The 22,146-nt window shown below is 60.8% G+C and carries 18 protein-coding genes; 2 read left to right on the top strand and 16 right to left on the bottom strand.

Going from position 1 to position 22,146, the window contains the following annotated elements; all coding sequences use genetic code 11:
- A complete protein-coding gene (gene nadE, locus JMV15_RS13570; RefSeq protein WP_014716685.1) occupies positions 1-828 on the top strand; it encodes an ammonia-dependent NAD(+) synthetase in 828 nt (275 codons plus the stop codon).
- A 136-nt stretch (positions 829-964) separates the two neighbouring features.
- Here the strand turns inward: nadE and azu are convergent, their stop codons facing one another.
- Entirely contained in the window at positions 965-1,411 is a 447-nt protein-coding gene (gene azu / locus JMV15_RS13565) for an azurin (RefSeq protein ID WP_014716684.1), read from the bottom strand.
- 333 nt (positions 1,412-1,744) lie between these two features.
- Between azu and JMV15_RS13560 the strand changes: the two genes are divergently transcribed.
- Positions 1,745-1,927: a hypothetical protein gene (locus JMV15_RS13560; RefSeq protein ID WP_038448658.1), complete on the top strand. Its 183-nt coding sequence runs from the start codon at positions 1,745-1,747 to the stop codon at positions 1,925-1,927.
- 131 nt (positions 1,928-2,058) lie between these two features.
- Here JMV15_RS13560 and JMV15_RS13555 read toward each other — a convergent pair whose 3' ends face one another.
- The 15 genes from JMV15_RS13555 to rnr form a co-directional block, all read right to left on the bottom strand.
- On the bottom strand, positions 2,059-2,949 hold the full coding sequence (locus JMV15_RS13555) for a transglutaminase family protein (RefSeq protein WP_020301622.1): 891 nt from the start codon (positions 2,947-2,949) through the stop codon (positions 2,059-2,061).
- The gene (locus tag JMV15_RS13550; protein WP_069868922.1) at positions 2,949-5,435 is read right to left on the bottom strand and encodes a circularly permuted type 2 ATP-grasp protein; all 2,487 of its coding nucleotides are present in this window, start codon (positions 5,433-5,435) and stop codon (positions 2,949-2,951) included. The genes JMV15_RS13555 and JMV15_RS13550 overlap by 1 nt, the downstream gene beginning before the upstream one ends.
- Positions 5,436-5,593: 158 nt before the next feature.
- Positions 5,594-8,884 carry a transglutaminase family protein gene (locus JMV15_RS13545; RefSeq protein WP_201491588.1) on the bottom strand — a complete coding sequence of 1,097 codons (3,291 nt, stop codon included), beginning with the start codon at positions 8,882-8,884 and terminating at the stop codon, positions 5,594-5,596.
- A gap of 187 nt (positions 8,885-9,071) precedes the next feature.
- Positions 9,072-9,521, bottom strand: a complete 450-nt coding sequence (locus JMV15_RS13540; RefSeq protein ID WP_020301625.1) for a hypothetical protein — start codon at positions 9,519-9,521, stop codon at positions 9,072-9,074.
- Positions 9,518-10,438, bottom strand: coding sequence for a hypothetical protein (locus JMV15_RS13535; RefSeq protein ID WP_014716678.1), 921 nt, complete (start codon positions 10,436-10,438; stop codon positions 9,518-9,520). The genes JMV15_RS13540 and JMV15_RS13535 overlap by 4 nt, the downstream gene beginning before the upstream one ends.
- A 166-nt stretch (positions 10,439-10,604) precedes the next feature.
- Positions 10,605-11,054, bottom strand: coding sequence for a hypothetical protein (locus JMV15_RS13530; protein ID WP_014716677.1), 450 nt, complete (start codon positions 11,052-11,054; stop codon positions 10,605-10,607).
- Entirely contained in the window at positions 11,051-11,983 is a 933-nt protein-coding gene (locus tag JMV15_RS13525; protein ID WP_019818300.1) for a hypothetical protein, read from the bottom strand. The genes JMV15_RS13530 and JMV15_RS13525 overlap by 4 nt, the downstream gene beginning before the upstream one ends.
- Positions 11,984-12,185: 202 nt before the next feature.
- Positions 12,186-14,489: a YgiQ family radical SAM protein gene (locus JMV15_RS13520; protein ID WP_003188080.1), complete on the bottom strand. Its 2,304-nt coding sequence runs from the start codon at positions 14,487-14,489 to the stop codon at positions 12,186-12,188.
- Positions 14,490-14,673: 184 nt separating this feature from the next.
- Positions 14,674-16,071 (bottom strand): replicative DNA helicase, encoded by a 1,398-nt coding sequence (dnaB, locus tag JMV15_RS13515; RefSeq protein WP_003188079.1) that lies wholly within the window; start codon positions 16,069-16,071, stop codon positions 14,674-14,676.
- Positions 16,072-16,181: 110 nt separating this feature from the next.
- A complete protein-coding gene (gene rplI, locus JMV15_RS13510) occupies positions 16,182-16,628 on the bottom strand; it encodes a 50S ribosomal protein L9 (RefSeq protein WP_003171376.1) in 447 nt (148 codons plus the stop codon).
- An 18-nt stretch (positions 16,629-16,646) separates the two neighbouring features.
- Positions 16,647-17,540 carry a YybS family protein gene (locus JMV15_RS13505; protein WP_019818302.1) on the bottom strand — a complete coding sequence of 298 codons (894 nt, stop codon included), beginning with the start codon at positions 17,538-17,540 and terminating at the stop codon, positions 16,647-16,649.
- A 36-nt stretch (positions 17,541-17,576) separates the two neighbouring features.
- Positions 17,577-17,807, bottom strand: a complete 231-nt coding sequence (gene rpsR, locus JMV15_RS13500) for a 30S ribosomal protein S18 (protein ID WP_002551829.1) — start codon at positions 17,805-17,807, stop codon at positions 17,577-17,579.
- Between the two features lie 29 nt (positions 17,808-17,836).
- Complete coding sequence (rpsF, locus tag JMV15_RS13495) at positions 17,837-18,256, bottom strand: 30S ribosomal protein S6 (RefSeq protein WP_003188075.1); 420 nt, start codon at positions 18,254-18,256, stop codon at positions 17,837-17,839.
- Between the two features lie 294 nt (positions 18,257-18,550).
- Positions 18,551-19,312, bottom strand: a complete 762-nt coding sequence (gene rlmB, locus JMV15_RS13490; RefSeq protein ID WP_003188074.1) for a 23S rRNA (guanosine(2251)-2'-O)-methyltransferase RlmB — start codon at positions 19,310-19,312, stop codon at positions 18,551-18,553.
- Positions 19,309-21,936 carry a ribonuclease R gene (gene rnr, locus JMV15_RS13485; RefSeq protein WP_014716673.1) on the bottom strand — a complete coding sequence of 876 codons (2,628 nt, stop codon included), beginning with the start codon at positions 21,934-21,936 and terminating at the stop codon, positions 19,309-19,311. The genes rlmB and rnr overlap by 4 nt, the downstream gene beginning before the upstream one ends.
- Positions 21,937-22,146 lie beyond the last annotated feature (210 nt).

Here is a 22,146-nt window from a genome sequence, read left to right as displayed (position 1 = left end):
ATGCAAGCCGTACAGCGTGAGATTGCACAACAGCTCAAGGTGCAAGCCCCGTTCAAGGACCAGGCCGCACTCGAAGCCGAGGTTGCCCGGCGCGTGGCCTTTATCCAGGACTGCCTGCGCAATTCCGGGCTCAAGACCCTGGTGCTCGGCATCAGTGGTGGTGTCGACTCCCTGACCGCAGGCCTGTTGGCCCAACGTGCGGTGCAGGAACTGCGCGCCAGCACCGGCGATGAGGCGTACCGCTTTATCGCCGTGCGCCTGCCCTACGAAACCCAGTTCGACGAGCACGACGCCCAGGCCTCGGTGGACTTTATCGAGCCGGATGAACGTCACACCGTGAACATCGGCCCGGCGGTTAAAGCCCTGGCCAATGAAGTGGCCGCCTTTGAAGGCAAGGCCGCGGCGTCCCGTGACTTCGTGCTGGGCAACACCAAGGCGCGCATGCGTATGGTGGCGCAGTACACCATCGCCGGCGCGGCCGGTGGGCTGGTGATCGGCACCGACCATGCGGCGGAAGCGGTGATGGGCTTCTACACCAAGTTCGGTGATGGCGCGTGCGATCTGGCACCGTTGAGCGGGCTGGTGAAGCATCAGGTGCGGGCCATTGCCCGTCACTTTGGCGCGCCGGAATCGCTGGTGGAGAAGGTACCGACCGCCGACCTGGAAGACCTTTCGCCGGGCAAGCCGGACGAGGCGTCACATGGCGTGACCTATGCCGAGATTGATGCGTTCCTGCAGGGAGAGCCGGTGCGTGAGGAGGCGTTCAGGATTATCTGCGAGACCTATCGCAAGACTGAGCACAAGCGGGTGATGCCGTTTGCGCCTTGAGGTGAACCTGATCGTTTTGCATTGATTGTCACATCGCCATCGCAGGCAAGCCAGCTCCCACACTTGACCGGATTCCAACATGGGAATGCGGTCGAATGTGGGAGCTGGCTTGCCTGCGATGAACGATAACGCGGTCTTACTTCAGAACCACAGCACCTTTCATCATCGAGATGTGGCCTGGGAACGAGCAGAAGAAGCTGTATTTCTCATCGGCCTTCAGCTTGGAGACGTCGAAGGTCACCGAATCTTTCTCGCCGGCACCGATGATCTTGGTGTGGGCGATGATGCGCTCATCACCGGCTTTCAGGTAATCCTTGTCGATCCCCGCAGCCATGCCGTCGGTTGCCACCGGTTGCATATTGGCTTCGGTAGTCAGCACCCAGTTATGGCCCATCACGTTCTTGGGCAGGTTACCCGAGTGAGTCAGCTCAACGGTGAACTGCTTGCAGCTCTTGTCGATTTCAATCGCTTTGGTGTTGAACGACATTTGGTCGGTGGAGTCGACAGTGACCTTGCACTCTGCAGCAAGCAACTGGCCGCTCGCCAGAGTCAGCAGGGAAACAGCAACGAGTTTGGCAAACATGTGAATCTCCAAGGCAGGGTTTTAAAAACGCGGATTGCGGTAAGGGTGCCTCAATCAGGCTTGAGTTCTTATGATCTGAATCAACAGATTGTATACAACTTTAGGCTATCAGCTTCATCAACACAATCAACCAGCCAAACTGCCGCACCCTGATTATGATCGGCCCATCACTCACGGGAGTTCATGCCATGCACCTCAATCACCTGTTCAACGGCCTTCTGGCTGCCTACGCCTGCGGTAAGTGAAAGCAAAGGGCCCCCTGAAGCTGCTACCATGACGACCCGAGGCAGCTGCGCGCCGCCCACCCTCACCTTCGACCCTAGAGGATCGCCCATGGCCAAACCTAATTACTCCTTCGCCAAACGTCAGAGAGACTTGGCCAAGGAACAGAAGAAAGAGGAAAAGCTGCAACGCAAGAAAGCCGCTGCAGAGGAAGAAGCCGGCGCGCTGACCCCGGATGCCGAAGGTGAAGCGGCAACTGACGAGACCGAAACCCTGAAAGACCCAGCTGAATGATCGTTCCCACGCTCCGCGTGGGAATGCAGCCCCGGACGCTCCGCGTCCCGCACCAGGCTTGAAGCCAGCGCAAGGGTGACGCAGAGCGTCACAGCAGGCATTCCCACGCAGAGCGTGGGAATGATCGTTTTTCATTCCAGCGGCATCACCGTCACCCGCACCTCCGGGTCGTGGCTGCCTCCCCCCAGAATTACCCCCCGCAATGGCGACACATCAGAAAAGTCCCGGCCCCAGGCCAGGGTGATGTGCTCCAGCGCCGGCTGCACATTGTTGGTCGGGTCAAAATCCACCCAGCCTGATACCGGGCAAAACACCGAAACCCACGCATGGGAAGCATCCGCGCCAATCAGCCGTGGCTGGCCGGGCGGTGGCTGGGTGAGCAGGTAGCCGCTGATATAGCGCGCCGCCAGGCCACGGGAACGCAGGCAGGCAAGCATCAGGTGAGCGAAGTCCTGGCACACGCCGCGACGGCGCTCCAGCACTTCAACCAGCGGCGTGGCGACCTGGGTGGCTTCGGCATCGAAGGTAAATTCGCTGAAGATCTTCTCCATCAATGCCTGCGTGCCCAGCAGTAAAGGCTCGCCGGGCGGGAAGCAGCTTTCGGAGAACTCGACGAAAGTTTTCTTCAGATGGACATAGGGCGACTCGAAGCGATAACGACAGGCTTCGATCAGTTCGGCGCTCAATGCCTGGCTGCTGTAAGTCAGGCTGTCGCGGGTGTGGTCCCAGGGCGGCGACCGCTGGAAGTCCAGAGCGGGTCGCGCCAGCACTTCCACGGTGAGCCCGGCGTTCACCAGCAATTCATCATGGGGCCGTTCGAACGCCAGGCGAGTGATCGGGTTGCCGAATACGTCCAGTTCGTCGCGGCGCGAGGTGGGTTCCGGGCTAATATCCAACTGCTGCCAGGTGCACTTCTGCCAGGCGCACGGCCTTGGCCACAGGTGCGCCAGTTGCTGGGCCAGGGACACCGGGCTGTCATAGTGGTAATGGGTATCGTGGAAAATCTGGTAGCGCGCGCTCATTACACCGACACCGTTTGCTGGCTGACATCATCCACGTGGGCAAAATGGCGCAGCGCCAGGCGATCCGACACTTGCCCGCTTTCATCGGCCACCGCTTGCAGCAAGTCGGCCAGGCCGTCCAGCGCGGCACGCACGCTGGTTTCGCCAAACAGGCCGTCCTCCAGGCAGCCCAGGTCAAAACGCGCCAGGCGCTCGACCAACGGCGCCAGCCCGGTTTCACGGGGCACGCCAAAATCATCATTGAGACGGCGCAGGGTGCGGCTCACCAACTTGAGCTGGAACAGCACCGCATGGGGGTTCTGCTCGTCGAGCAGCAGCAAGTCGAGCACCGGGATCAACTGCGGCACCGCCAGGTAGCGCGAGCGGTAGGTGATGCTGCTGTTGCCCAGCTCCAGCAACCATTCCAGCCCGGCCTGATCGAACACGGCCACGCCACGCAGGAACGCCGCTAGGCTGCTGCTCAGAAACTGCAGACGCTCGATACGCCGGCCCATCATCAAGAAGCGCCAGCCCTCATCGCGGGTCATGTCGTCCAGGGCAAACCCGGACAGTGCCGCCAGGGACATCACCAGGCGGTTGAGAAAGTCGAGCAGCTCGCCAAAGTCTGCAGTGTCGCTTTCCAGTTCCATGGCTTCGCGTTGCAGCTCCACCAGGGCCTGCCAGTTTTCCCTGGACAACTTGCCGCGCACCTGGGACGCCGCCCACTGCAAGCGCTGCAAATTGGCGCGCAGGCTTGAAGGCCAGTCATCACCCAGCAAGGCGGCGAGCAGGCGCTCCGGCAGCTCGCCCTCCTCCGGCAACAGGCGCAGGCTTTCGCCGAGTTCGACGGCGGCCTGCAACGCCAGCGGATCGTCGCCATCGACATACCGCGCCAGTACGATACGCAGCCAGCGCGCACTGTCGTCGCAGCGCTCGCAGTAACGACCGAACCAGAACAGGTTTTCCACCACGCGCGAGGGCAAATAGGGATCGCGGCGCACCAGGTCATAGGCGCCAATGGTGCGTTGGGCGCGCCATTGCTCGCCACCCGGCGCGCGCTCACCGAGCACCCAGGTGTCCTTGCTCGCCCCGCCGCGCTGCATCGACACCACCTCGGCATCGGCGTCGGCCGCCACGCGAGTCAGGCCGCCGGGCAGTACCCGATAACCGTCTTCACTGGCCACGGCGTAGACACGCATGCCGATGGCACGGTGTTGCAAGTGGTCATCCACGGTGTGCCATACGGGCGCCTGAGACAGTTGCGCCAGCTCTTGGGCGACATAGGCATAGGGCCGCGCACGCATCCGTTCGGCCAGGGCCTGGCGCTGTTCATCGTCAAGGTCGCGACCAAACACCGGGGCGAAACTTTGTGAGGGAAATGCCGGCTTGATCAGCAGTTCCGGGAGTTTTTTCAGGGCTTCGGCAAGGACCGGCGCTTCGCCGCACCACCAGGTGGCAATCGACGGCAGGATCAAGGTTTCACCGAACAAAAATTCATTGATCTTGGGCAAAAACCCCAGCAGCCCCGGGGACTCCAGCACGCCACTGCCCAAGGCATTGGCCACCAGCACGTTGCCTTGACGCACGGCGTCGAGCAGGCCCGGCACGCCGAGCGCCGAGTCAGTGCGCAGTTCCAGCGGGTCGCAGAAATCATCGTCGAGGCGACGCATGATCGCGTGCACCCGGCGCAGGCCGCTGAGCGTTTTCAGGAACACAGTGCTGTCACGCACGGTGAGGTCGCCGCCCTCTACCAGGGGGTAGCCGAGCTGTCGCGCCAGGTACAGGTGTTCGAAATAGCTTTCGTTGAAACGCCCCGGCGTGAGCAACACGATCAGTGGCGGCTGGTCATCGCCAGGGGCCTGGCGCGCCAGGGTCTCCTGCAGCGTGCGAAAGAAACCGGTGAGGTGCTGCACCTGCATATCCCGGTACAGGTCCGGGAAGGCGCGGGACACGATGGTGCGGTTTTCCAGGGCGTAGCCGGCGCCCGATGGGGCTTGGGTACGGTCGGCGGTGACCCACCAGCGGCCGTCCGGCGTGCGCGCTAGGTCGACCGCGTACAGATGCAGGAACGCACCGTCGGGCGGATGGATGCCCTGGCACGGCCACAGAAAATTGTTATGCCCGAACACCAGTTCGGCCGGCAGCAAGCCTTCCTTGATCAGGCGCTGCGGGCCATACAGGTCGGCCAGTACCGCATTGAGCAGGCGCGCACGCTGGGCGATGCCGGCCGACAGTTGCTGCCACTCCTCGGCCGCCAGCACATGGGGCAACAGGTCCAGCTCCCAGGGGCGGTCGGCGCCCTTGGGATCGGCGTAGACGTTGTAGGTCACGCCGTTTTCCTGGATCTGGCGCGTCAACAACGCCTGGCGCTGGGCCAGTTGTGCGGGCGTGCTGCGTTGCAGGTGATCGAACAAGCGTCGCCAATGGGCACGCACCGCGCCGCTGGCGTCCAGCAGTTCGTGATAGGTGCCCGCGGTGAGCGGGTAGCGGTCGAGCAAGTCGGACATGGAACGCTCGGCAGAGGCAAGGGAAGTCAGGTTAACTCAAATTCACTACGATCCAATGTGGGAGCTGGCTTGCCTGCGATAGCGGTGTGTCAGTCACCAGAACTATCGACTGAACCACCGCTATCGCAGGCAAGCCAGCTCCCACACTTGGATCATGTTCATTCCTTATTTTTTGTGAAACGCCGCAAATCCAGGGTCATTGGCAACTCATCGTTTACCGTTACAGTCGGCACCACAAGCTTGCCCGGGCTATGCCCCAAGCGGAAAAACCGCGCCATGCGCCGGCTCTCCGCCTCATTGGCATTCACCGGCAGGCTGTCGTAATTGCGCCCGCCCGGGTGCGCCACATGGTATTGGCAGCCGCCCAACGAACGCTGCATCCAGGTGTCGAGCAGGTCAAATACCAGCGGCGCATGCACGGGGATGGTCGGTTGCAGGCAGTTGGCCGGTTGCCAGGCGCGGTAACGCACCCCCGCCACGAACTCACCGACGCGGCCGGTCGGTTGCAGCGGCACCGGCACGCCATTGCAGGTCAGCAGGTAGCGTTGCGGTGGCAACCCGCTCAACTTCACTTGCAGGCGCTCCAGGGACGAATCCACATAGCGCACCGTGCCCCCCACCGCGCCCTCCTCGCCCAGCACATGCCAAGGCTCCAAGGCCTGGCGCAGTTCCAGTTCGATACCGCTGACGGCGTAGTCGCCCACCTTGGGGAAACGGAACTCCAGATGCGCCGCGAACCATTCGGCTCGCAGCGGGTAACCAGCCGCGTTCAGCTCGACGATCACGTCGGCAAAGTCCTGCTCGATAAAGTGCGGCAACAGGAAACGGTCATGCAGTTCAGTGCCCCAGCGCGCCAGCTTCGGCGGCGCATAGGGCTCGCGCCAGAACCGCGCGACCAGCGCTCGCAGCAACAACTGCTGGGTCAGGCTCATGCGCGCATGGGGCGGCATTTCAAAGGCGCGCAGTTCCAGCAGGCCCAGTCGGCCCGTGGCGCCGTCGGGTGAGTAGAGTTTGTCGATACAGAATTCGGCGCGATGGGTATTGCCCGTCACGTCGATCAGCAGGTTGCGCAACAGGCGATCCACTAACCACGGCGGGCACTCCTCGCCCGGTGCCGGCATCTGCGCGAAGGCGATTTCCAGTTCATACAGCGCATCGTTGCGCGCCTCGTCTACCCTGGGCGCCTGGGAGGTGGGGCCGATAAACAGGCCGGAGAACAAATAGGACAACGACGGGTGGTTATGCCAGTAGCTGATCAGGCTGCGTAGCAGGTCCGGGCGGCGAAGGAAGGGCGAGTCCTTGGGCGTCGCGCCGCCGAGCACGAAGTGGTTACCGCCACCGGTGCCGGTATGGCGCCCGTCGATCATGAACTTCTCGGTGGTCAGGCGGGTTTGCCGTGCCTCTTCGTAGAGGAATTCGGTGCGTTCCACCAACTCGTCCCAGGTGGCGGATGGCTGTACGTTGACCTCAATGACACCGGGATCTGGCGTGACGCGGAAATTGCTCAGGCGCATATCCGCTGGCGGCTCGTAGCCTTCCAGCAGTACCGGGCAATGCAGCTCTTCGGCGGTGGCCTCAATGGCAGTCACCAGCTCCAGGTAATCCTCGATGCGCTCCAGCGGCGGCATAAACAGGTACAGGCGGCCTTCTCGTGCTTCGGCGCACAGCGCGGTACGGGTCAGCCAGTCGGCGGACTCGTCGACCTTGGGCACACGCTCATCACCCGGCGCGGGCTCGCCATGGTTTTGCAACTGGGCGCTGGTCGGCAGATCCGGCTGATCCTGGTTAGGGTCGGTCGGATGCACAAACGGATACTCCGCCGCAGTCACCCAGGGCTGCGAAGCGAGCGGCAGACGATAGCCCAGCGGCGAATCCCCCGGCACCAGGCGGCAATGGTTGTCGCGCAGGTACCAACGCCCACTCTGCCAGCGGTCATTGGCCGCCGTGCGTGCCAGCGGCAGCACTTGGCCGATGACTTTATCCAGGCCCTGGCTGAAGACTTTGCGCAGGCGCTCACGCTCCAGGTCGTCGCTCAGGCGCGGGTCTTGGGCAGTGACGTTCTGGGGCAGCGCCCCTTCGCGCCACAGGTAGTAGAAATTGTCTTCGAACGCCGGGAACACAAAGCGCGCCGGCAGTTTTAGGCGTTCGGCGACGCTGGCCAGGAAACGCCCGGCCATCACCCCATCGGCGCCGTAGTCCTCTTGCTCATCGGCGATCAGCGCGCTGTTGTGCCAGATCGGCACGCCATCGCGGCGCCAATAACAGTTGAGCGACCAACGTGGTAATTGCTCCCCGGGGTACCACTTGCCTTGGCCGAAATGCACCAGGCCCTTGGGCGCATAGTGCTGGCGCAGGCGCTGGAACAGCTCGGCGGACAGGCGACGCTTGTCCGGGCCCAGGGCTGCGGTGTTCCATTCGGCGCCGTCTGGGTCGTCGATAGAGACGAAGGTCGGCTCGCCGCCCATGGTCAGGCGTACGTCGTCCTTGAGCAGGTCGCCGTCGATCTGCCGGCCCAGGGTCTGGATCGCCAACCATTGTTCTTCGGTGTAGGGCTTGGTCACCCGTGGCGCTTCCCAGATGCGCTCCACCGACATCTCATGGGTGAACTCGCATTCGCACGGCTCCACCAACCCGCTGATGGGCGCGGCGGACGATGGATCGGGGCTACAGGCCAACGGGATATGCCCTTCACCGGCGAACAACCCGGACGTGGCATCCAGGCCAATCCAGCCAGCGCCGGGCAAATACACTTCGCACCAGGCGTGCAGGTCGGTGAAGTCCACCTCGGTACCGGACGGGCCGTCGAGGGCTTTGACGTCGGCGGTCAGTTGAATCAGATAACCAGAGACAAATCGCGCCGCCAATCCGAGGTTGCGCAGCAATTGCACCAACAACCAGGCCGAGTCGCGGCAAGAGCCGGATGCGTTTTCCAGGGTAAATTCCGGAGTTTGCACGCCCGGTTCCATGCGAATCAGGTAACCGATATCGGCGGCCAGGCGCTGGTTGAGGCCGACCAGGAAATCCACAGCAGGCAGCGGCGTGCGGTCGATACCGGCCAGGTACGCAGCCAACCTTGGCGTCAGCGGCAAGGTTTCCAGATACGGCGCCAGCTCGCGCTGCTCATCGGCGGCGTAGCTGAACGGGATATTTTCGGCGTAGGGCTCGAGGAAAAAATCGAACGGATTGAACACCGCCATCTCGGCGACCAGGTCGACTTCAATGCGCAACTCGTCAGTCTTTTCCGGGAACACCAGGCGCGCCAGGTAATTGCCCTGGGGGTCTTGCTGCCAGTTGATGAAATGCTGCTCGGGCAACACCTTCAACGCGTAGGACAGTATCCGCGTACGGCTATGGGCCGCCGGGCGTAGCCGCACGATCTGCGGGCCGAGTTCAACTGCACGGTCGTAGCGGTAATGCGTAACGTGGTGCAACGCGACATGAATCGACACGGCGGCCTCCTGCGAGCCAGGGCATAAGCACAACGCGCGCAAGACTTATGCCACAGCAGCAGTCATTGCACTAAAACGTCAGGCCCGGTGCAGTACAGCACCAAAACAGCGCCAACGTTGCGGCTATGGTGCAGGCGCTGCACACATTTGTAGCGCCGGGCTGAGTGCAGGTGGTGAATCTACCCAGTTAAGGCGTAGTACGCCTGGTATTCAGGGCTTGGCGCAGTTGACGGATTTGCACAAGTTTTGCCCGCATCTCTCGCTGCCCGCTGCTGTTGAGCACCAGCAGGCCGAACAGCGGGAAAATCAGCGACAGGCTATAGAGAACCCTGTGTGGGTTGTACTGAATCATTGGGAGCACAAACAACAGACAGGCAGCGTAGATGGCGACCATCACCCATGCCCATGAAGGTTTGCCCCGCAGGATCATAAAGTTGCTATGGACCGTCAACAAGATAAGCAATGCACCTGCGACCAGGATCTTGAGCCCGACTTGAGCAAGGGGCGCATCACGAAAATAGGTAACGAAAGCCAGCGCCACTGCAAGTGCCAGCGAAAAGTACGCAGCAAATACGCCGCCCAGAAACGTCAAGAAGTGACGCCTGAAGAAGTCGCGCAGCGTCATCAGCTCACTCATTCGTTTATTTCCTCGTACAAGCCTATCGCAATGGTATTGACGTTCCCAGAGTAGGCGCTGCCTCCGAACCCGACGGTCGCTCCCAGGATATCTTTGATCTGAGTACTGGTGCTTTGCTTGAGTTGCGTCGGGGTGAAACGCTTGGAGAGCTCACCCGATGCCTGCCTGAGCTTGAGCATCTTCGAGGTCAGGCTGGGATCATTGATGCTCAGTAGTTCCTTGGTCAGCTTGGCCCTCTCCTGACGGTTCAAGCCGCGTAGCACTTCCCGCAGGCTCTTGCCCGTCGATGCCTTAGCGACCTTGACCAGCTTGACCGTCGTCAGGGCTGAAGCGCCCACACCGGCCAACGATGCCGCGTCCAGCACAATGGATGCATTCTGGTACCAGCCTTCACTGTCGAGCCAATCGTTTACCTCAGGCTTGGCCACCTCAAGGGTCGTTCGGGCAATGCCATTGAAGCACTGGAGCGAACTCGCGCCTGCGGCCGCGTACCCCACCACCACAATGACTGAGCTCGCGCCGGCACTGAAAGGAACCAGAATAGTACCGCTGGCAATCGCAGCCCAACTGATGACAGCACCCAGGCAAGAGATTCCGGTATTTACGGCCTCGCCGATCAGCCTGGATTCCCGTGGATTGTTTACTACGTGATCAGCGAATTGTGTCGGCGCGATGTATTTCTGCGCCTCGCGCAGGATGACACGCTTTGGCTTGATGCTGCAGATGGGCTTGAATTCGCGCAGAGTGACGATATTAAAATCGGCATCGATATACACCACGCCAGCACCGACAACGCCGGGGTCAGCATCGATGGCCGCAAACAGCCGTGGCAGATTGATCAGGCTCTCGATGCGCTGGCGCGCCATAAATTGAGAGCGGTTGGAATCCATGCCGATGTTGAACAAGGAGTTGCCCATAAGTGTTCTTCCCTGACATTGAAAGTGCCCAGACCGGCCTCATCGCAGGCAAGCCAGCTCCCACACTTGAAATGCATTCCCCTGTGGGAGCTGGCTTGCCTGCGATAGCAATCTGATGGGCGCCACCCTAACAAACAGGCCACCTACCGCCAATAAACCTACCTAATCAACGGGCCTTGCGTTGCGCAATCACCGCCCGACGCAGGTGACGTATTTCGAGTAACCGCTGGCGCATTTCACGATGGCGCTTACTGTTGAGCAGCAGCAAGCCCAGCAGCGGAAACAGCACCGCCGAGCCGTACACCAGGGTATTGAGGCCGTATTGAATCATCGGCAACACGAACAGCAGGCAACACACCAGGTAGCCCGCCACCAGCCGGGTCGCCCAGGGATACCCGCGTGCAATCATCACATTGCCAAACACCAACACTGCCACCAGCACCAGGATTGCAGCCCCGGAGTAGTTGGCCTTGAGCGCCGGTTCAACCCCGCGCAAATAGGTTACGCCCGCCGTGGAGACAGCCACCGAACCAGAGAAAATCGCCATGAAGATGGTGCCCATGAACACCGGAAAATAACGCGCAAGGAAACTGCGCCTATCGGGAAACCCCTTCATTCCGTCAGTTCCTCATACAGGCCAATGGCAAGCGTCGACGCCGAGCCGACGTGACCGGTTCGATAGCTGCCCCAGATACCCAACATGCCGCCCAAGGCGTCCTTGAGCTGGGTGAGCGTGGCATGACGAATTTCCGTGGAGCTGTAGCGCTTGGGCAATGTGCCGGCGCGCTGCTGCAACTTGAGCAACTTGGGGGTCAGGCTTGGGTCTTTGAGACTGAGCAATTCCTGGGTCAACTTCTTGCGCTCCTGGCGATTCAAACCCTTGAGCAGCTCATACCAACTCTTGCCCAAGGCAGCGGCCTTTTTGGCCTTGAGCAGCCTTAAGGTGGTGAAGGCTCCCGTTCCGATACCGACCAACGACGCGGCATCGAGAATCGGTGACACCGCGCCGTACCACTGGGCGTCGTCCATACGGTCGTTGGCTTGCGGGTCAAGGATCTCGTTATAGGTACGGGCCACGCCAAACCCGCACTGAGCACTGCTGGCCAGCGCCGCTGTGACACCAATACCCACCACAAAAGCACTGGCGCCGGCGGTGAAGGGTACGGCGACGCTGCCACTGAACACCACGATCCAACCGATCACCGCCGCCCCACAGGAAAGCCCCATATCAAAGGCCTCCTTCTGGAGTCGCCCTTCACGGGGGTCGGTCTTCACCTGCTCGACGAACTGCGCCGGCGAGATGTACTTCTGCGCCTCGCGCAAAATGACGCGCTTGGGTTTGATGCTGCAGATGGGCTTGAATTCGCGCAGGGTGATCACGTTGAAGTCGGCGTCGATGTACACCACGCCAGCGCCGACGATGCTGGGGTCGGCGTCAATGACGGCGAACAGCCGCGGCAGGTTGATCTGGCTCTCAATGCGCTGGCGCGCCATGAATTGGGAGCGGTTGGAGTCCATGCCGATGTTGAGCAAGGGGTTGCCCATAAGTGTTCTTCCTTGAAATTGAGAGTGCCCAGACCGGCCTCATCGCAGGCAAGCCAGCTCCCACAGGGGAATGCATTCCAAGTGTGGGAGCTGGCTTGCCTGCGATAGCAATCTAATGGGCGCCACCTTACCAAACAGACTCACCACCGACCAGAAAGCAAAACGCCAGCACGAGGCTGGCGTTTTGCATTTCAGGCGTCGATCAACGCGGCACAACCGGCTTGCGCGTAGGCTTGCCGCCCTTGCCCTTGGCCGCATCGCTGCGCTCTTTGGCCGCCTGCTTATTGCGCGCCTGGGCCGCAGCCTTGGCTTGCTCGCGCTTGTCCCACGGGTTGCTGCCGTCGCTGCCACGGGGTGGCAGGCCGGTGTGCTGGGTGAGGATCTTGGTGGTGGTTTCCTTGGCGACCTTATGGCTGCCGGCCGGCGTCGAGTTCTTGCGCCGGGCGCTCTGGTAGCTGTCGGTGGACGGCTGGTGCAGCGGGATCAGTTGGTCCTTGCCCGACCCGATCAGGTCGGCACGGCCCATGCGGGTCAATGCTTCACGCAGCATTGGCCAGCCCTTCGGGTCGTGGTAACGCAGGAACGCCTTGTGCAGGCGGCGCTGCTCCTCGCTCTTGACGATGGTCACCGCGTCGCTCTTGTAGGTGACCTTGCGCAGCGGGTTTTTGCCCGAGTGGTACATCGCGGTGGCGGTGGCCATCGGCGACGGGTAGAACGCCTGCACCTGGTCGGCACGGAAGCCATTGCCCTTGAGCCACAGGGCCAGGTTCATCATGTCTTCATCGGTGGTGCCGGGGTGGGCGGCGATGAAGTACGGGATCAGGTACTGCTCCTTGCCCGCTTCCTTGGTGTACTTCTCGAACATGCGCTTGAACTTGTCATAGCTGCCAATGCCCGGCTTCATCATCTGGTTGAGCGGACCTTCCTCGGTATGTTCCGGGGCGATCTTGAGGTAGCCACCGACGTGGTGGGTGACCAGCTCTTTGACGTACTCCGGCGACTCGACGGCCAGGTCGTAGCGCAGGCCGGAAGCGATCAGGATCTTCTTCACACCCGGCAACGCACGGGCACTGCGGTACAGCTGGATCAACGACGAGTGGTCGGTGTTCAGGTTCGGGCAGATGCCAGGGAACACGCACGATGGCTTGCGGCACGCGGATTCGATTTCCGGGCTTTTGCAGGCGATGCGGTACATGTTCGCCGTCGGGCCGCCGAGGTCGGAGATCACGCCGGTGAAGCCCGGCACTTTGTCGCGGATCTCTTCGATTTCGCGAATGATCGACTCTTCGGAACGGTTCTGGATGATGCGGCCTTCGTGCTCGGTGATCGAGCAGAAGGTGCAGCCGCCGAAGCAGCCACGCATGATGTTCACCGAGAAACGGATCATGTCGTAGGCCGGAATCTTTTCCTTGCCGTATGCCGGGTGCGGCACGCGGGCGTAAGGCATACCGAACACGTAGTCCATTTCTTCGGTAGTCATGGGAATGGGCGGCGGGTTGAACCACACGTCCACTTCTCCGTGCTTCTGCACCAAGGCACGGGCGTTGCCTGGGTTGGTTTCCAGGTGCAACACGCGGTTGGCGTGGGCATAGAGCACCGCGTCGCCGCGGACCTTCTCCACCGATGGCAGGCGGATCACGGTCTTGTCACGGGTCATACGCGGGCTGGCGAGGATCTGCACAACCTTGGCTTCTTCCGGATCGTCGACTGGACCTTTTTCCTGCTCGATGGCGCAGGCCTGGGTGTCCTGGGTATTCACATACGGGTTGATGATCTTGTCGATCTTGCCCGGACGGTCGATGCGCGTGGAGTCCACTTCGTACCAGCCCGCCGGCGTGTCACGGCGAATGAACGCAGTACCGCGCACATCGGTGATGTCTTCGATCTTGTGGCCCCACGACAAGCGCTGGGCAACTTCGACGATGGCCCGCTCGGCGTTGCCGTACAGCAGGATATCGGCGGTGGCGTCGATCAGGATCGAGTTGCGCACGCGGTCTTGCCAGTAGTCGTAGTGGGCGATGCGGCGCAGGGAAGCTTCGATGCCGCCGAGTACGATCGGTACATTCTTGTAGGCTTCCTTGCAACGCTGGCTGTACACCAGGCTCGCACGGTCGGGGCGTTTGCCAGCCATGCCGCCGGGGGTGTAGGCGTCGTCGGAGCGGATTTTCTTGTCGGCGGTGTAGCGGTTGATCATCGAGTCCATGTTGCCGGCCGCGACGCCGAAGAACAGGTTCGGCTCGCCGAGCTTCATGAAGTCGTCTTTGGACTGCCAGTTCGGCTGCGCAATGATCCCGACGCGAAAGCCCTGGGACTCCAGCAGCCGGCCGATGATCGCCATGCCGAACGATGGGTGGTCAACATAGGCATCACCGGTGACGATGATGATGTCGCACGAATCCCAGCCAAGCTGATCCATCTCCTCCCTGCTCATCGGCAGGAATGGCGCAGGACCGAAACATTCGGCCCAGTACTTGGGATAGTCAAATAACGGCTTGGCTGTTTGCATGACGGTGACCGGTGTGAAGATGAAAAATCGCGGGCGCGGAATATAGCACAAATTTTGACCAATTCCGACGGTAGTAGTCGGAATTGTGGTGACCCCATCGCAGGCAAGCCAGCTCCCACAGGAGAGCGCATTCCACATGTGGGAGCTGGCTTGCCTGCGATGAGGCCCTTACAGGTGCTTGAAACTACTCGTCGTCGTCGAAGTTGTAGCTACCCGGCGCCAGGTTCTCGAAACGCGTGTACTTGCCGATGAACGCCAACCGGATAAACCCGATCGGGCCGTTCCGCTGTTTGCCGATGATGATTTCGGCAATGCCCTTGTGTTCCGTCTCGGGGTGGTACACCTCGTCGCGGTACACGAACATGATCACGTCGGCGTCCTGCTCGATCGCTCCGGATTCCCGCAAGTCGGAGTTCACCGGACGCTTGTTGGGACGTTGTTCCAGGGAACGGTTGAGCTGGGACAACGCCACCACCGGGCAGTTGAATTCCTTGGCCAGCGCCTTCAAGGAACGAGAGATTTCAGAAATCTCGTTGGTACGGTTGTCACCACTGGAACCGGGGATCTGCATCAACTGCAGGTAGTCGATCATGATCAGGGCGATGTCGCCATGCTCACGCACCAGGCGCCGGGTACGCGCGCGCATTTCGGACGGGCTGATACCGGCGGTGTCATCGATAAACAGCTTGCGGTCGTTGAGCAGGTTGACCGCCGAGGTCAGGCGCGGCCAGTCGTCATCCTCAAGTTGACCGGAACGCACCTTGGTCTGGTCGATACGGCCAAGAGACGAGAGCATACGCATGATCAGCGATTCACCTGGCATCTCGAGGGAGTACACCAGCACCGCCTTGTCGCTGCGCAGAACGGCGTTTTCCACCAGGTTCATCGCAAAGGTGGTCTTACCCATCGACGGACGGCCGGCGACGATGATCAAGTCGGACGGCTGCAGGCCGCTGGTCTTTTCGTCGAGGTCGGTGTAGCCGGTGGAAATACCGGTAATAGCCGCGTCGGTGTTGAACAGGGTGTCGATGCGGTCGATGGCTTTGGTCAACAGGTCGTTGACGCTGACCGGGCCGCCGGTCTTGGGCCGTGCTTCTGCAATCTGGAAGATCTGCCGCTCGGCTTCGTCAAGGATCTCGGCAGCAGTGCGGCCTTCGGGGTTGAAGGCGCTGTCGGCGATTTCGGTGCTGATGCCGATCAACTGGCGCAGCGTGGCCCGCTCGCGGACGATCTGGGCATAGGCCTTGATGTTGGCGACGGACGGCGTGTTTTTTGCCAGCTCACCGAGGTAGCCCAGGCCACCCACTTGGGAGGTCTGGCCTTCCTTGTCCAACTGCTCGGCCAGGGTGACTACGTCGATCGGTGAGTTCTGGTCGGCCAGCTTGGCGATGGCGCGGAAGATCAGGCGGTGGTCATGGCGATAGAAGTCACCGTCCGAGACTTGATCCAGCACGCGTTCCCAGGCGTTGTTGTCCAGCATCAAGCCACCGAGCACGGCCTGTTCGGCCTCGATGGAATGCGGCGGCACCTTCAGGGCAGCGGTTTGCAGATCGTATTGCTCAGGAGCGGAGATTTCGTTCATGGCCACTTGGAATTTGGGGTGTGTAGAAAAACAAAAGGCACGACCTGTAAACAGGATCGTGCCCGATGTTAACCGGCTGGCACGCGAGGTGCCAGTCAGTTAGGTGCGACTTAAGCTGCTACCACGACAACGCGTACGGTGGCTTCAACTTCGGCGTGCAGGTGCACGGCTACGTCGAATTCGCCTACGTTGCGGATGGTGCCGTTCGGCAGACGAACTTCGCTCTTCTGCACTTCAACGCCGGAGGCGGTCAGTGCATCAGCGATGTCGTGGGTGCCGATCGAACCGAACAGCTTGCCTTCGTCACCAGCGGTGGCAGTGATAGTCACTTCCAGCTCAGCCAGTTGGGCAGCGCGAGTTTCGGCCGACGCTTTTTTGTCTGCTGCGGCTTTTTCCAGCTCAGCACGACGCTCTTCAAACGCAGCCAGGTTGGCAGCGGTTGCAGCGGTGGCTTTGCCGTATGGCAGCAGGTAGTTACGACCGTAGCCGGCCTTAACGTTCACTTTGTCGCCCAGGTTGCCCAGGTTGGCGACTTTTTCCAGAAGGATCAGTTGCATGTGAAAATCCTCTAACTTTTAACCTTCACCGTTCGCGTTATCGGCGTCTTTCGACGCCAGACGACCGCGAAAATCAATCAGGCTGTCAACAATGGCCAAGACCACGAGTAACGGATAGATCAGCTGCATGAACAGCAACAGCGTGACGTACAACCCCACCAGCCAGAACCTGGCCAGGCGCTTTCGCGCAACCAGCCCATGAATCAGGGCCAGCCCCGCAAACACCAGCGGTACGCTGCAAATCGGCGCCAGCAAGGCCATCTGTGGGCCGAAGTTCGGCCCGACAACCATGCACGCCAGCAGCAACATCGCCGGCCCCGCTGGGATTCTGATACTGCGAAACTCGCGACCAAAACCACCCGGGTTGTACAACAACGCCTGCCAATAACGCCCAAGAATCAGGCTCAGCACGCTGACGACCTGCAACAAAGCCGCAATCAGGCCAGTCAGGACCGGGGCAATCAGTGACGCAAACCGCGCTCGCTCATCTACCGACAACTGCTGGTAGAGATCCCCGAGGGCCAACGGCAGGATCTTGACGATCTCCTGCGCCAGCGCCTCGATTTGCGGGCGGAAAGCCGCGCCAAGCATCACTGAGTACACCAACCCCAATGCCACGCTGACCAGCAGCGTACGGACCCAGGACTCACTTGCGCGCAAAACCAACGCAAGGCTCGATGACCCCAGCAGTACCAGAAGTACCCGTGGATCACCCATTTGCAGCCACCAGATCAAGGCCGGCAACAAACCCAGGGCAAGAACGCCAAGGGCGTCCTTCAAACCGCGCCGCAGCAGCACAAGGCAACCTGCGGCAGCACCCAACCAATAAAGCAACGGCAATGCCGCACATCCAGCCACTACCAGAGTGGCCTGCACGCGACCGCGCATGATGAACTCAGCTAAGGCGCGCATGCATTCAATCCCTTACTACTTGTCGACTGCCCGGTCTCAGCGGCCGTGGCTGTCGGTGTAGGCCAGCAGGGCCAGGAAGCGGGCGCGCTTGATAGCGGTGGCCAGCTGACGCTGATAACGTGCTTTGGTACCGGTGATACGGCTTGGAACGATTTTGCCGGTCTCGGATACGTAGGCTTTCAGAGTGTTGAGATCTTTGTAATCGATCTCTTTCACGTCTTCAGCGGTGAAGCGGCAGAATTTACGACGACGGAAGAAACGTGCCATTTGATAGGCTCCTTAATAAGGTCCGTGGATTACTCGTCAGCGTTATCGCTGTCGTTCTCTTCGCCTTCAGCGCTTTCAGCGCCTTCGTGCTCAGGACGATCGCGACGCTCACGGCGCTCACTGCGGTTTTCTTCAGCCTTGAGCATCTCGGATTGGCCGGTAACGGCTTCTTCGCGACGGATGACCAGGTTACGGATCACTGCATCGTTGTAGCGGAAGTTGTCTTCCAGCTCGGCCAGGGCCTTGCCAGTGCACTCAACGTTCAGCATCACGTAGTGAGCCTTGTGAACATTGTTGATTGCGTAGGCCAGTTGACGACGGCCCCAATCTTCCAGACGGTGGATTTTGCCGCCGTCTTCTTCGATCAGCTTGGTGTAACGCTCAACCATGCCGCCGACTTGCTCGCTTTGATCCGGGTGGACCAAAAAGATGATTTCGTAATGACGCATGAATGCTCCTTACGGGTTGTAGCCTGCCGCTCAAAAACGGTCAGACAAGGAGTGAATGACACTTATGGATCTTGCCGCAGGGGAGGCACATCGGTGCCTGCCAGGAAGGCAAGGGGCGCAATTGTAGAGAAGGGGGAGAAGCGGCGCAAGGCAATTGGTGATTATTTGAACAATCCTGAATAAACACCACAAAACCAATGTGGGAGCGGGCTTGCCTGCGATGACCATGGCACCGGCAACATCTCTGCTGACTGACACTCCGTCATCGCGGGCAAGCCCGCTCCCACATTTTGATCACTTCTTGGGCTTGGCCTTGGCTTTCGCACCACGCTGACGCTGGGCTTCAAACAGGCAAACACCCGTCGCAACCGACACATTGAGGCTGCTGACGCTACCAGCCATCGGCAGGTGCACCAGGTAATCGCAATGCTCACGGGTCAACCGGCGCATGCCTTTGCCTTCGGCGCCCATGATCAGGATGGTAGGGCCGGTGAGGTCCTGATCATAGATGCTGACCTCAGCCTCTCCCGCCGTACCCACGACCCACAGGCCGCGCTGCTGGAGCTTCTCCAGGGTACGCGCAAGGTTGGTCACGGCCACCAGCGGAATCACTTCCGCCGCACCGCAGGCGACCTTGCGCACCACCGGCGTCAGGGTCGCGGACTTGTCCTTGGGCACGATCACCGCCAGCGCACCGGCAGCATCCGCCGAACGTAGGCAGGCGCCGAGGTTGTGCGGGTCGGTCACGCCGTCCAGCACCAAGAGCAACGGCGCACCTTCGGTACGGTCGAGCAGCTCGTCGAGCATCGCCTCGCCCCACACCTGGCTCGGACTGACGTCAGCCACCACACCTTGGTGAACGCCTTCGACCCACACGTCCATTTCACGACGCTCGGCCTGGCCGATGGCAACCTTATTCTGCGTAGCCAACTCGACCAGCGCCTGTACGCGCGGCTCGCTGCGACCTTCGGCCAACCACACCTGCTTGACGCGCTTGGGATGGTGACGCAGCAGTGCTTCTACGGCGTGCACGCCGTAGATTTTTTCCAGACTCATGACTTGGCCTTAGGTTTGCGCGACCCGCCGCTTTTTGCGGGAGCCGAACCCGCTTTTGGCGGGCCTTTACGGTGTTTACTTGGCTTGCTCGACGGCTTTTCCGCCCCGTGAGACTTTCCCCCAGACGCCGCTTTACCACCGCTTTTGGCTTCGTTGAGCAACTGCTGCTTCAACTCGCGGCTCTTGCGCAGCTCGGCGTTTTTCGCCGCAGCGTCGCTTGGGCGGTAGGCTTCAGGGGCCTTGTCCTTGGCGGAAGAACGACGACCGGCCTTGGCAGGTGCAGGCTCGGCCGTGGTTTTTGCAGTGGTCGCTTTGCCTTTGGACGCAGGCGCTGTGGTTTCACCACGTTTTTTACGACCCGCAGGCTCTGCCGGCTTGTCAGGCATGCCGAAGTCGATCTTGCGCTCGTCGAGGTCGACACGCATGACCTGCACTTCAACGGTATCGCCCAGACGGAAGCTGCGACCGGTGCGCTCGCCCGCCAGGCGGTGATGCACAGGATCGAAGTGGTAGTAATCACCCGGCAAGGCGGTGACGTGCACCAGGCCCTCGACGTAGATGTCGGTCAGCTCGACGAACAGGCCAAAGCCGGTCACGGCGGTGATGACACCAGGGAACGACTCGCCCACGCGATCCTTCATAAACTCGCATTTGAGCCAGTTCACCACGTCGCGGGTGGCTTCGTCGGCGCGGCGTTCGCTCATGGAGCACTGCTCGCCCAGTTGTTCCAGGGCCGCTTCGTCGTACGGGTAGATCCGTGCTTTCGGAATGGTCATGGCACCGGCGCGCTTGACGTGCGGGGTGTTCTGCTTGGAATGGATCACGCTGCGGATCGCCCGGTGCGTGAGCAAGTCCGGGTAGCGGCGAATCGGCGAAGTGAAGTGGGTGTACGCCTCGTAATTCAGGCCGAAGTGGCCCTGGTTATCGGCGCTGTACACCGCCTGGCTCAGGGATCGCAGCATCACGGTCTGGATCACGTGGTAATCCGGACGGTCCTTGATGCTGGCCAGCAGGGCCTGGTAATCCTTAGGCGTAGGACCATCCTTGCCTTTGTGCAGGGACAGGCCGAGTTCGCCGAGGAAGGCGCGAAGTTTTTCCAGGCGCTCCGGCGGCGGGCCGTCGTGCACACGGTACAACGCAGGAATTTCGTGCTTCTTGAGGAACTCGGCAGTGGCCACGTTGGCCGCCAGCATGCACTCCTCGATCAGCTTGTGCGCGTCGTTACGGGTGGTCGGGGTGATCGCCGCAATCTTGCGCTCGGAGCCGAAGACAATCCGGGTTTCCTGGGTTTCGAAATCGATCGCGCCACGGGTATGACGGGCACCCAGCAACACCTTGTACAGCGAGTACAGCTGCTTGAGGTGCGGCACCACGCCAGCGTACTCGGTACGCAGAGCCTTGGCTTCGCTGGTCTTCGGCGTTTCCAGGATGGTGCTGACCTTGTTGTAGGTCAGACGCGCCTGGGAGTGGATCACCGCTTCGTAGAACTGGTAGTCGGTCATTTCGCCGGTTTTGGAGATGGTCATCTCGCACACCATGGCCAAACGGTCGACTTTCGGGTTCAGGGAGCACAGGCCGTTGGACAGCTGCTCAGGCAGCATCGGAATCACGCGCTCTGGGAAGTACACGGAGTTGCCGCGCACCTGAGCCTCGTTATCCAGGGCCGAACCGATCTTCACGTAACTGGAGACGTCGGCAATCGCGACGTACAACTTCCAACCGCCGGAGAACAGGCGCAGCTTGCCAGGCTTGGCTTCGCAGTAGACCGCATCGTCGAAGTCGCGGGCATCTTCGCCGTCAATAGTGACGAACGGCAGATGGCGCAGGTCGATACGTTTTTCTTTGTCTTTCTCTTCGACTTCCGGCTTGAGCTTGGCGGCTTCCTTGAGCACGGCATCAGGCCAGACGTGAGGAATATCGTAGGTGCGCAAGGCAACGTCGATTTCCATGCCCGGCGCCATATAGTTGCCGACCACCTCCACGATATCGCCCTGGGGCTGGAAGCGCGCAGTAGGCCAGTGGGTGATTTTCACCTCGACGAACTGGCCGACCTTGGCGGCGCCATTGCGGCCCGGGGTGATCAGCACTTCCTGCTGGACCTTGGGGTTATCCGGCACAACGAAGCCGATGCCGCCTTCTTCAAAGTAACGGCCGACGATAGATTCGTGGGCACGGGACACCACTTCGACGATCACGCCTTCACGACGACCACGGCGGTCGAGGCCAGAAACCCGCGCCAGGGCACGGTCGCCATCGAACACCAGACGCATTTGCGCCGGGCTCATGAACAGGTCGTCGCTGCCATCGTCCGGGATCAGGAAGCCGAAGCCGTCACGGTGGCCGGCAATGCGACCCAGGATCAGGTCCAGCTTGTCGACCGGCGCGTAAGTGCCACGACGGGTGTAGATCAATTGAGCATCGCGCTCCATCGCACGCAAACGGCGGCGCAGGGCTTCGAGCTGGTCTTCGGTGGTCAGACCGAATTCTTCGACCAACTGCTCGCGGCTAGCAGGCGAACCACGATCGGCGAGGTGCGCCAGGATCAGTTCGCGGCTAGGAATAGGGTTTTCATATTTTTCCGCTTCACGAGCGGCCTCGGGATCGAGGGACTGCCAATCGGCCATTAGAGAGTTTTCACCTTGTCTATATGTGGGTTAGTTTGGCATACGCGTATTGAAACGGGAAATTTCAGGTATCAACAAGCGTTTAAAAGACCTTTACGACCCCCGCCACGCACCTTGCACGACCGCTGGTGAAATTTTCCAGGCTTTTTTCATGGCAGGGGTTTACAGCTCAAATATCGCTCCGTATAGTGCGCGCCATCGACGACGGCA

Origin of the sequence: Pseudomonas paracarnis, from assembly GCF_904063055.1 — a bacterium.
GTDB lineage: Bacteria > Pseudomonadota > Gammaproteobacteria > Pseudomonadales > Pseudomonadaceae > Aquipseudomonas > Aquipseudomonas paracarnis.
This window is presented reverse-complemented; position numbering and strand designations above follow the sequence as displayed.